10 protein-coding genes are annotated in these 11,681 nt (G+C 56.3%); 7 read left to right on the top strand and 3 right to left on the bottom strand.

All coding sequences use genetic code 11. The features are described from left to right. Positions 1-45: 45 nt before the first annotated feature. On the bottom strand, positions 46-1,383 hold the full coding sequence (locus INF73_RS09685) for a TolC family outer membrane protein (RefSeq protein ID WP_193540193.1): 1,338 nt from the start codon (positions 1,381-1,383) through the stop codon (positions 46-48). A gap of 716 nt (positions 1,384-2,099) precedes the next feature. Here INF73_RS09685 and INF73_RS09680 point away from each other — a divergent pair. Both INF73_RS09680 and INF73_RS09675 read left to right on the top strand, forming a co-directional pair. Further along, positions 2,100-2,843, top strand: coding sequence for a DeoR/GlpR family DNA-binding transcription regulator (locus INF73_RS09680; RefSeq protein WP_028013082.1), 744 nt, complete (start codon positions 2,100-2,102; stop codon positions 2,841-2,843). A 13-nt stretch (positions 2,844-2,856) separates the two neighbouring features. After that, the gene (locus tag INF73_RS09675; protein ID WP_193540192.1) at positions 2,857-3,924 is read left to right on the top strand and encodes an oxidoreductase; all 1,068 of its coding nucleotides are present in this window, start codon (positions 2,857-2,859) and stop codon (positions 3,922-3,924) included. A gap of 44 nt (positions 3,925-3,968) precedes the next feature. Here the strand turns inward: INF73_RS09675 and cybB are convergent, their stop codons facing one another. After that, positions 3,969-4,499, bottom strand: coding sequence for a cytochrome b561 (cybB, locus tag INF73_RS09670; protein ID WP_032644876.1), 531 nt, complete (start codon positions 4,497-4,499; stop codon positions 3,969-3,971). A gap of 189 nt (positions 4,500-4,688) precedes the next feature. On the opposite strand from cybB, the gene gap reads away from it, so the two are divergent. Further along, a complete protein-coding gene (gap, locus tag INF73_RS09665) occupies positions 4,689-5,690 on the top strand; it encodes a type I glyceraldehyde-3-phosphate dehydrogenase (protein WP_028013079.1) in 1,002 nt (333 codons plus the stop codon). Positions 5,691-5,743: 53 nt separating this feature from the next. Here the strand turns inward: gap and INF73_RS09660 are convergent, their stop codons facing one another. Further along, positions 5,744-6,538, bottom strand: coding sequence for a YdcF family protein (locus tag INF73_RS09660; protein ID WP_193067061.1), 795 nt, complete (start codon positions 6,536-6,538; stop codon positions 5,744-5,746). 202 nt (positions 6,539-6,740) lie between these two features. On the opposite strand from INF73_RS09660, the gene INF73_RS09655 reads away from it, so the two are divergent. The 4 genes from INF73_RS09655 to INF73_RS09640 all read left to right on the top strand — a co-directional run bounded on the left by INF73_RS09655 (position 6,741) and on the right by INF73_RS09640 (position 11,607). Next, the gene (locus tag INF73_RS09655; protein ID WP_048959898.1) at positions 6,741-8,393 is read left to right on the top strand and encodes an MFS transporter; all 1,653 of its coding nucleotides are present in this window, start codon (positions 6,741-6,743) and stop codon (positions 8,391-8,393) included. A gap of 22 nt (positions 8,394-8,415) precedes the next feature. Further along, positions 8,416-9,498 (top strand): HlyD family secretion protein, encoded by a 1,083-nt coding sequence (locus INF73_RS09650; RefSeq protein ID WP_047368507.1) that lies wholly within the window; start codon positions 8,416-8,418, stop codon positions 9,496-9,498. After that, positions 9,495-10,874, top strand: a complete 1,380-nt coding sequence (locus tag INF73_RS09645; RefSeq protein WP_193540191.1) for an efflux transporter outer membrane subunit — start codon at positions 9,495-9,497, stop codon at positions 10,872-10,874. The genes INF73_RS09650 and INF73_RS09645 overlap by 4 nt, the downstream gene beginning before the upstream one ends. Before the next feature lie 73 nt (positions 10,875-10,947). Continuing rightward, on the top strand, positions 10,948-11,607 hold the full coding sequence (locus tag INF73_RS09640) for an O-methyltransferase (protein WP_045261395.1): 660 nt from the start codon (positions 10,948-10,950) through the stop codon (positions 11,605-11,607). The last annotated feature ends 74 nt before the right edge of the window (positions 11,608-11,681 follow it).

Genomic DNA, 11,681 nt, shown 5'->3' with positions numbered 1-11,681 from the left:
CCCATTATTTTCAAACTTATTTCGTGCAGCTATGCGTAGCTTTTGTTAACTCAAATCGGGTAATTTTGCGGCAGCGTTTTTCTCTATTCCAATAAGCGGCATTAAATTATCAACCGCGGAAGCATAATTAATTGCCGAACTCCAGCCATCATACTCGGCGATTATTTTCGCCGACGTGGCCTGCCAGACATCCTGCTCAACGCTGAGCAAATCATTAATGCTCCGCTTGCTCAGGGTGTATTCATTTTTATAAACCTCGCGGGCCCGCAGCGCATTTTCCAGCTGCCGCTTCCCGGCCTCCATTCTTCCCCGTGCGCCGGTCCAGTCAGCTTGCGCGACGGAGGCCTTTTGCAGCACGTCGAAACGCGCCTGATCGACCTGAGAGGACGCCATCGCCCGGGCGCCCTCAGCCTGACGCACGCGTGCGGATACCGCGCCGCCCTGATAAAGCGGTGCGTCAATATTGAGCTGGATCTGGTCGTCCCAGTATGAGCGGTTGTCCGACTCGTAACGCGTGCGTCCCCCCTTCAGGCTCAGGGTTGGCCAGTGCTGGGACTTAGCCGTTTCAACACCATACTGGGCCGAACGTTCCATATTCTGCGCGGCCATTACCGCCGGTATTAACGAATAATCAATGCGGTTGAGCGAATCCGGCTCAACGGCGAGGTTTGCGGGTACCGGCGAATAATGATCTGCCTGCATTCCGGTTAATACCGCGAGCCTTGCGCGGGCGCTGTTCAACGCGGCGTTATACTGCGCCACCGTCGCCTGCATGCCGGCAATACGCGTGCGGGTCTGGAGTTCATCGGAGGTGGAACTCACGCCCGCATCGGCGCGCAGTTTTGCCAGCTGCTCCACGTTTTTCAGTGCCTGAACATTCTCTTTTGCCGCCTGTAGCAGGTCGGAATAACGTTTGACCTCCACGTAGCCGAGCGCCGTTTTTTCCGCCACGTCAGAAAGCGTGCTCATCAGCTGGTAGCGGTAGCTATCGCGCTGGGCGGAAGACTGGCTGATGCTATTGTTAGTCTTGCCAAAATCGTATATCAGCTGGGTCAGGCTCACTCCCCAGGCCGCAGAGTTCTTCAGCGAACCGCTGGAATCGGTGGTCTGGCTATGCCCCGTACTCCCGTTCAACGCTATTTGCGGCATCCAGCCGCTGCGCGCCTCGTCTATTTGCGCCTGACCAATACCTAACTGCGCGGCCTGCTGGCTAATTGACGGATCGCGATCGATAGCGAAAAGAATACTTTCCTTTAAGGTCGTCGTTGCCATCGGGGCAATACCTACCGCGTCACTATTGGCATAAGCCGTATTTAGGGCTAATGAAATTAACGCCAGCGTAGCTATAAATTGGCGTGAAACAGGCTTGCGTAATATCGTCATTTTATCTCCCTGACTCTGAGTGATACTCAAGCAATTACCCAAAAAGAGGTACAGATAATTAGACAAATATCTTATTTAACTTCCTCGCTAAATTTCAGGTAAAGCTCCCCATACCCATTTCCGATGGAGATGAGATCCGCCTTTGTCTTATTAAATTTAAGAAATTACTTATTTCATAAGTTGATTTGCAGCATAACAAAATGTGGTATAGGCCACTACACCCACAATGTTAATGCGGTGTTACATATAAGAAAAAACATGGGGTTTCTGGACAAAACTCCGAAAGTAGCCTTTCAGATGAAACATCAAAACACACTGTAATTTAAGGAAAATTCTTAATCTCCTCTGCGCACATTTTTGCGTTAATTTCTGAGCGGGTCAGACACAAAGATTTTCAAAGAAGTGTCAACTTAAGTAAGAGCCATCGATTTGTTGAAAAATAATTCCAATAAAAAACATAAATCAGACATTAAATGCTTTATTTTAATTTCATATCAGCACATTCCACCAATTAATGACAATGCGTTGGTTACATAACCCAAATCGTTGATTAAAACATAACATTAACACTGTGGTTAACATTCAGAACGGCTTAATGATATCCGCTTAATATAATTCCAATAATCAAACATCAACCTGGTTTATGATGCCCCTTCCTTCTGCGTCAAAATGCTGTATTATGCGATTTATTGCGACATTTTGCAGGATTGCTGCCCATGCACAAAACCGCACGTCAACGCTATGTCCTTGATATTCTCAGTGAACAAGGTCAGGCCAGCATCACCGAGCTGGCAGAAAAGCTGCAGGTTTCGGCGGACACCGTTCGTCGGGATCTGACCGATCTGGAAAATCAGGGGCTTGCCCAGAAGAATCACGGCGGGGCTATTGCTCTGAATCTTTCGGCCATGAATCGTCAGGGCCGCAATACCCTGCTGCCGGAAACCAAGCAGCGTCTGGGGAAACAGGTTGCGCAGGCGGTTCCGCCGGGTTCCACCCTGTTTCTGGATGCCGGCAGTACGGTGATGGCCGTCGCTACTTTTCTGCAGGGACCTCACACCGTGATCACTACCTCGCTGGATATCGCCCAGCATTTTAGCGACCGGGAAGACATTGAGCTTATTCTGCTCGGCGGAAAATGGGACCCGAAGCAGCGCCTGTTTGCCGGCAGCGCCACGTTGTCCCTGCTGTCACGCTATCGGGCCGATATCGCCATTCTCGGTGCGTGCGCCCTTCATGCCGAACTCGGTTTGAGTGCCGGTAAAGAAGCGGATGCCGAGGTGAAACGCGCGATGCTCGCCGCAAGCCATGCGCACTGGATTGTTGCCGATCACCTGAAAGTTAACCGCTGCGAGCCGTATCTGGTCTCCGGGCTCACCGATATTCATCAACTCTTTTTAGATCGTCCCTGGCCTGAGCTTGGGGACCCTGGCGCATTACGGGTCACGGTGTGCGCGCAATAACGTGGAGAAGGTCATGAGTAAAGTTCAAACAATCAACATTGCGCTGATCGGGTATGGTTTTGTCGGTAAAACCTTCCATGCCCCGCTGATCCAGTCCGTGGACGGGCTCAAGCTGGCGGTTGTCTCTTCCCGTGATGAAGAGAAAGTGAAGCGCGATCTTCCGGATGTGCTGGTGGTAGCCACGCCCGAAGAAGCCATTCAACATCCTGATGTCGACCTGGTGGTCATTGCCTCCCCTAACGCCACCCACGCGCCGCTGGCGACGCTGGCCCTGAACTCGGGAAAACACGTGGTCGTGGATAAGCCTTTCACCCTGGACATGCAGGAAGCCCGGGACCTGATTGCCCTGGCGGATGAAAAGCAGCTTCTGCTCTCCGTTTTCCACAACCGCCGCTGGGACAGCGATTTCCTCGGCATTAAGCAGATTATTGAGCAAGGCACGGTTGGCAAGGTTAAACATCTGGAGTCGCATATTGACCGCTTCCGCCCGGAAGTGCGCGTGCGCTGGCGCGAGCAGAACGTCCCCGGCAGCGGTCTGTGGTTTGACCTGGGCCCTCACCTGATCGACCAGACGCTTCAGCTGTTTGGCCTGCCAGAGTCTGTTCAGGGAAATATCGCCACGCTGCGCGACGGCGCAGAGGTTAACGACTGGGCGCACGTGGTCCTCAATTACCCGGATCATAAGGTGGTTCTGCATGCCAGCATGCTGGTGGCTGGCGGTACGGCGCGCTTTACCGTTCACGGGGACAAAGGCAGCGTGGTGAAAGCCAGAATCGATCAGCAGGAAGCGCAGCTGCTGGCTGGCGTAATCCCCGGCAGCGACGCCTGGGGCGAAGACGACGACAGCATGGTGTTCTTCGGAGCTGATGGTGAACCCCAAACGATTGCCACGCCAAAGGGCGATCAGCGGCAGTACTACATCAACGTGCGGGATGCGATGCTCGGGAAGATCGCCAATCCCGTTCATCCTGTCGAGGCGTTAGCGGTCATGGCTATTCTGGAAGCGGCGGTGAAATCGTCAGAGACGGGGTCAACGCAGACGCTGGCGTTAACTGATGAAGAGCGTATTCTTCTGGGTTAAAAAACAAGCCGGGTGGCGCTGCGCCGCCCGGCAAGAGTTAAAGACTACTGACGCTTATTCGGCATCATGCGCAAAAGAGTATTATCTTTCCAGAAATAGTGGTGCATCAGCGCCGCAAAGGCGTGCAGACCAATCACGAAATAGCCCAGGTTTGCCAGCGTAACGTGCCACTCCTTCAGCACATCCACCAGGTCAAAATTCCCCTCCGCCGCGTGAGGCATCGCCAGACCAAAGGCGAACCAGTCGTTTCCACGGTTATACATCATTACAATGCCAATCAGCGGCAGCGCAATAAACAGCAGATAGACGATCAGATGCCCAAGGTGGGACATACCGGTAATCATCGCTTTGGGTTTAGGCTGAATGGGCGGTGCGGGAAACTTCAGGCGGATCAGCAATCTCGCCACCATCAGCACCAGAACCGAGATGCCGCAGGAGACGTGGATCATGTTAATAAGCGGTCGGTCGGAACGCGGGAAAAAGCCCCTGAATTCCATCGCGCAGTAGGCGACGACGATTAACAAAAACACCAGCCAGTGAATCGTGATTTGCAGGCTTGTATATTTAGTGCGCATGGGATTTCCTGAAAAAAAACAGTCACCGCGCCAACATAATCTCCTTTCCTTAAAAATTCATTAACTTTTCTGTATGGTTTTTCAAATACTTCCCCTCGCATGAAGCATCTTCAATTGCTGCCCTGCCCGTGATGGTCTAAGCCTGGATGAGTTCAAACTGTCGTATCGACACGTTCACAGGAGAACACCATGAGTAAAATTGGCATTAACGGATTTGGACGCATTGGACGCCTTGTGCTGCGCCGCCTTCTTGAAACCCAGGACAGTAATACCGTCGTCGCCATCAACGACCTCACCTCCCCGAAAGTCCTGGCCTACCTGCTCAGGCATGATTCCAACTACGGTGGCTTCCCCTGGAGCGTGGACTTCACCGAGGATGCGCTGATTGTCGACGGTAAAACCATCGCGGTGTACGCCGAAAAAGAGGCAAAGCACATTCCGTGGAAAGCCGCGGGCGTGGATATCGTCGTGGAGTGCACCGGCTTTTATACCTCAGAAGAAAAATCGCGGGCGCACCTGGACGCCGGTGCGAAGAAAGTGCTGATTTCGGCGCCCGCGGGTGAGATGAAGACCATCGTCTATAGCGTGAATGACGATACCATTGACGCCAGTGATACCATTATTTCCGTCGCGTCCTGCACCACCAACTGCCTCGCCCCGCTGGCAAAAGCCCTGAACGACGCGTTTGAAATTAAAGTGGGCACCATGACCACCATTCATGCCTATACCGGCACCCAGGCGCTGGTGGATGGCCCGCGCGGGAAAGATCTGCGCGCCTCGCGGGCGGCGGCAGAAAATATTATTCCGCATACCACGGGTGCGGCGAAAGCCATCGGCCTGGTGATCCCCGCGCTCAGCGGCAAACTAAAAGGTCACGCCCAGCGCGTGCCGGTGAAAACCGGATCGGTAACCGAGCTGGTAGCGATTCTGGGTAAAAAGGTGACGGTCGAGGAGATCAACGCCGCGTTGAAAAAGGCGACCCAGGGGAATAAATCGTTCGGGTATACCGATGACGAGATTGTGTCGTCAGATGTGATTGGCTCGCACTATGGTTCGGTGTTTGACGCCACGCAGACGGAGGTGTCAGAAGCGGGAGACCTGCAGCTGGTGAAAGCCGTTGCCTGGTATGACAACGAGTATGGGTTTGTGACGCAGCTGGTGCGGACGCTGGATAAGTTTGCGGCGCTGTGATTTTCCCCGCACCCTAACCCTCTCCCCAATGGGGCGAGGGGATTGTTCCGTGCTCAGATGATTTTACGCGCCACCTTCAGGACTGGGTCCTGTTGAAGCTGTCTCCATGCGGCGGTGACGGTTTCAGGGAATTCAACGTGGGCGATAAAATCCCGCCCGGCCGGGCCATAGCCGTTGACGTCATCATACAGGCGCGGCAGTTCCCCCATAACCAGTGAAAGATAACGGTCAACGGGCCACAGCCCGGCGTTGCCCCCACTAAACTCTACGCCCTCAGTGCCGTTTTGCAGCGCTGGCGTAAACCCGGGATGGCTGATCCACTGCGGTGATGCGGGTTCATCGCGGCACACGCGGGCAAACGTCGCCATCGTGCGGCGCTGCATCGTTGGGTCCTGCACCACCAGCACGCGCCCGCTTGTCCGCTGACGCTCTTTCAGCATGTTCCAGCTAAAGCGCGCGTTTTCACCGCAGTTGGTGGAGCGATCTTCAACCCACACGCGCGCCTCGGGGATCTGCCAGAACGCCCGCGCAATATCGGCGAGAATGCTCGCTTCGGCCCGCCCTTCGACTTGTAAGGTGTGATAACGCGGATGATTGCCGATAGCTGAATATAAAAACGCGGTTGAATGACCAATACCGCCGCTAATCAGGAGCGGGATTTCTCGCTGCGCGGCAATACGGCAGGCTGCCTCAATGGTCGGGATCACCGCGTTCCCTGCCAGAATTACCGCATCGACGTCCGGGGGCTGGCGGCTGCCGCTCAGGTCATCCTGCGCCAGCCATTCACCGACAGTATTAATGGCCGCCAGTGTGGCATCCGGCAGGATGGGAAAATGGGTCTGTTCCATGATGAACTCCTTCTCGCTATCCCTGCAGGGTAGCGACTTCAGGTTCTCAACACAACGGCGACATCGTGCCGCTCTTTTTCCTTAAATTTCTCTCGTACATTTGATTAACATGCGCAAATCATATTCACTTGAATTATCATTTGCGGCAGACGTAGAATCGCTAGCCCGCTAATTATTCAATCATTTCTAAGGTAATGACGTTATGCGCCTGCCCGAACGCGACCCTTATGCTCCTCGCGAGTGGCAGCCCCATGAGAAACCCGCCCTGCTGGGTTCGCCTTCCACTCCCGAGCACAGTACGCCAAAACGCGTCGCCTATGGCGTCGTTGGGCTGCTGGTTTGCCTGACGGGGGCACTGGGCAATGCGGTGGTTACCGCCAACCTGCAAAACCTGCAGGGAACCTTCGGGGCCTGGTCGACCGAAATCGCCTGGCTGCCCGCAGTCTATGTGATGACCAACATCTCCATTAACCTGCTGCTGGTCAAATTTCGTCAACAGTACGGCCTGCGCGCCTTTACGGAAGGTTTTCTGGTGCTGTACGTGCTGGTCACCTTTTTCCACCTGTTCGTTAACGACCTCAGTTCCGCGCTGATGGTACGCGCCGCGCACGGGATGGTGGCCGCAGCGCTCAGCTCGCTGGGGATTTACTACCAAATCCAGGCCTGGCCTGCGAAGCATCGCCTGAAGGCGCTTACCATCGGGATCACCGGATCGTCGCTCGCTATTCCGCTGGCGCGTCTGTTTTCCACTGAGCTTCTCCAGCTGGACGAGTGGCGCGGGCTCTATTTCTTTGAACTGGGGCTGGCGCTGATCTCCCTGGCCTGCGTAATCGCCTTAAAACTGCCGCCGGGTGACCGACGCAAGGTCTTCGAGAAGAAAGACTTTGTCACCTTCTTTTTACTGGCTCCCGGAATGGCCCTGCTCTGCGCCGTGCTCTCTTTAGGCCGTCTTGACTGGTGGTTCGAGGCGCCGTGGATCGGCTGGTCGCTGGCGCTATCGCTGGTGCTGATTGTTTCCGCCATCGTGTTTGAACATAACCGCGCCAACCCGCTGCTGAACACCCGCTGGCTGTCGAGCGGCAGCATCGTTCGCCTGGGGCTGATCATGCTGCTGATCCGCATCGTGCTGGCGGAGCAAAATACCGGCGTCATCGGCTGGCTACAGTACGTGGGGTTACAGAATGAGCAGATGACCCATCTGGCGTGGTCTATTTTCGCCGGGATCGTCTGCGGGATCGTCACCAGTTGCCTCACCATCAAGCCCACAAAGCTGGCGTGGCCGATTATCACCTCTCTGGCGCTGATGATTGTTGCCTCGCTGCTGGACAGCCAGTCCAATAACCTGACCCGCCCGGATCAGCTGATGGTCAGCCAGTTCCTGCTGGGCTTCGGCAGCGCCTTCTTCCTGGCGCCCGCCATGCTGGCCGCCATTGGCGGGGTAATTGCCGACCCGCGTAACCTGGTCAGCTTTTCGGTCATGTTTGGCATGAGCCAGAACCTCGGCGGCCTGCTGGGATCGGCGATTCTCGGCACCTTCCAGACCTGGCGCGAGAAATACCACTCCAGCCTGCTGGCGGATCAGCTCACCACGCTTAACCCGCTGGTCAACGAGCGGATTCAGCTTTATACCCAGATGTATAAAAGCCTGATTGGCGACAGTACGCTGCTGGGAACGCAGGCCATTACCCAGCTACAGACGGTGACCACCCTTGAGGCAAATATTCTGGCCTACAACGATACTTATCTGCTGACGGCAAGCATCGCTGCCGCCACGCTGGTCTGGATTTTATGGCGCTTGCTGCGCCTGCGCATTACTGCCCGTATGGCGCTGAAGAACGCCACCGGCAACAAATAATTGTAATATTTCTGGAGAGTTTATGAGTCAGCAGGATGCCGCCAAAGAGCAGGCCAACACCCGCAAAAATGTGCGCATTGTTTCCGTTTTCACCGCCGCTGCCATCGGTATTGTCGGCGTGCTGGTCATTCTTTACGCCTGGCAGCTGCCGCCGTTTACCCGCCACGCGCAGTTTACAGACAACGCCTACGTGCGCGGCCAGACGACGTTCATTAGCCCCCAGGTTAACGGCTATATCACCGAGGTGAAGGTTCAGGACTTTGTGCAGGTCAAAAAAGGCGATCTGCTGCTGCAGATCGATGACCGCATCTACCGCCAGCGCGTCCATCAGGCCGAGGCGCAGCTGGCGATGAAAATTGCCGCGCTGAATAACAACCTGCAGCAGCGGAAAAGCGCCGAAGCGACCATTGCCAAAAATGAAGCCGCGCTGAAAAATGCCCGCGCCCAGAGCCTGAAAACCCAGGCGGATTTAAAGCGCGTGAAGGATCTGACGGCGGATGGGTCGCTTTCCATTCGCGAGCGCGATGCCGCGCTGGCCAGTGCGGCTCAGGGCAGCGCAGATATCGACCAGGCGAAAGCCACGCTTGAGATGTCGCGTCAGGATCTGCAGACGGTGATTGTGAACCGCGGCGCGCTGGAGGCAGATGTTGAAAACGCCAAAGCGGCGCTGGAGCTGGCGCAGATTGACCTGCAAAACACCCGCATTATCGCCCCGCGCGACGGCCAGCTCGGCCAAATTGCCGTGCGTCTCGGCGCGTACGTGACCGCCGGAACGCACCTCACTACGCTGGTGCCGCCGCAGCACTGGGTGATTGCCAACATCAAAGAGACCCAGCTGGCGGAGCTGCGCGTCGGTCAGCCGGTGAAGTTTACCGTCGATGCCTTAAACAACAAAGCGTATCAGGGCCGCGTGGAGAGCATCTCTCCGGCGACCGGGGTTGAATTCAGCGCGATTACACCGGATAACGCCACCGGCAACTTTGTCAAAATCGCCCAGCGTATTCCGGTGCGCATTGAGGTGCTCGGTAAGCCTGAAGAGTCTGCGCTGCTGCGTCCGGGTATGTCGGTCCAGGTGACGATTGATACGCGGGAGGCGAAGCCATGATCCTTCGCCCGATAGCCGCGCTGGTGGGGGCGCTCATGCTGGCCGGATGCCAGTCCGTTGACGTCAAGCCGGCGCAGCCGACCCTGCAAATTCCGGCTCAATGGCGCACCGTCTCAGGGCCAACCAGCCCGGCGGAGCAACTCTGGTGGCGCAATTTTCATGACAACGACCTGAACCGCTATGTGGACCAGGCGCTAAAAAACAACAGCGATGTGCTGATTGCCCGCGAGCGGATAAACGAATATCAGGCGCGGGTCTTTGCCGCCGACGGCAGCCTGTTTCCTTCGCTCGACGCGGGCGTAACCGGGACGCGCGCCCGTTCGCAATCCGCCGCCACTGGGCTTCCGGTTTACAGCACGCTGTACAGAGGCAGCCTGACGGCGAGCTATGACGTTGATATCTGGGGCGTCAACCGCAGCACGTCCAATGCCGCCGAAGCCTCGCTGGAGGCACAAAAAGCCGCCGCCGCGGCTGCGGATCTCACTGTCGCCTCGTCCGTTGCCTCCGGGTACGTCACCCTGCTCTCGCTTGATGAACAGCTGCGCGTGACCGAATCCACGCTGAAATCGCGCGAAGAGGCGTTTAATCTTGCCAAACGCCAGCTTGAGACGGGCTACAGTTCGCGCCTGGAGCTGATGCAGTCGGATTCCGAGCTTCGCTCAACGCGAGCGCAGGTGCCCGTGCTGCGGCATCAGATTGCGCAGCAGGAGAATGCCCTGAGCCTGCTGCTGGGAAGCAATCCCGGTGCGGTAGCGCGTAGCGAAAGCTTTGCGGCGCTAACGCCGCTCACGCTGCCGTCACAGCTGCCCTCCACGCTCCTGAATCGTCGGCCGGATATCGTGCAGGCCGAGCGACAGCTGGTCGCGGCTGATGCCTCGCTTGCCGCGTCACGCGCCAGCCTGCTGCCGTCGATCAATCTGACCGCAACCGGATCGATCCAGGATCGCACCCTTTCCGGCCTGCTGGATAACCCGCTCCAGCTCTGGAGCACAGGCGGCAGCATTCTCGCCCCGCTGCTGAACCGCCAGGCGCTGAACGCGCAGGTGGATATTTCCCAGTCCCAGCGTAACCAGGCGCTGTATGCGTATGAAAAAACCGTGCGTAACGCGTTTGCCGAAGTGAACAACAGCCTTGATGCCATTACGCGCTATCAGGAACAGCTGACGGAACTGCTTGCCCAGCAGGATGTGGCCCGGGAGACGCTGCGCATTGCGCAGAACCGCTATCGCAACGGTTATTCATCCTATCTTGACGTGCTGGACGCGCAGCGCACGCTGTACTCGGTCCAGACCAGCGTGGTGCAGGTAAAAAATAACCTGCTGCTGGCGCAGATTGATTTGTATAAAGCACTGGGCGGAGGATGGGTCAGTGCCTGAAAACCTGCCCGGTGGTGCTTTGCTTACCGGACCTGCATTTCGCACCCGGCAATCCCTCTTAAGGAGTCAGTCTATGCAACAACAATGGTCTGCAGTAGATAATTACATGATTTCTTCGCTTATCCCTGAGGATGAGGTTCTTCAGAAGGTTCTTGAAAACAACAAACGCGCCGGGCTACCCGAACACGATGTTGCGGCCAATCAGGGGCAGCTGCTGGCGCTGTTCGTGCGAATGACGCAGGCAAGACGCATTCTTGAGATCGGGACGCTGGGCGCCTATAGCTCAATCTGGATGGCGCGCGCCCTGCCGCCGGACGGAAAGCTGGTTACGCTCGAGGCTGACCCGACGCATGCCGATGTTGCCCGCCAGAATATTCGCCTCGCGGGGCTGAACGATCGTATTGAATTAATTGAAGGCCCGGCGCTGAACTCGCTGGAGAATTTCGGTGACGTTCCGCCGTTCGACCTGATCTTTATTGATGCCGATAAGCCAAACAATCCCGGCTATCTGGAGTGGGCACTGCACTATTCCCGTCCCGGCACGGTGATTATCGGCGATAACGTGGTCCGCGACGGCGAGGTCATTAACGGGCAAAGCGACGACGCGCGCGTGCTGGGCGTGCGGCGTTTTATCGAGATGACGGGGGATAACCCGCGCTTAACCGCCACCGCGCTGCAAACGGTGGGGGTTAAGGGATGGGATGGGTTTACGCTGGCGATTGTGAATGGGTGAAAAAATGTGCGGGCTGATGCCCTCACCCCGACCCTCTCCCACAGGGCTGAGGGTTCCCCAGTAATTTTTAAGCA

The sequence above is a fragment of the Enterobacter cloacae complex sp. P6RS genome, from assembly GCF_014982245.1.
In the GTDB taxonomy this organism is placed as follows: Bacteria; Pseudomonadota; Gammaproteobacteria; order Enterobacterales; family Enterobacteriaceae; genus Enterobacter; species Enterobacter bugandensis.
The sequence above is the reverse complement of the archived record's forward strand: the minus strand, read 5'-3'. Positions and strand labels throughout refer to the sequence as shown.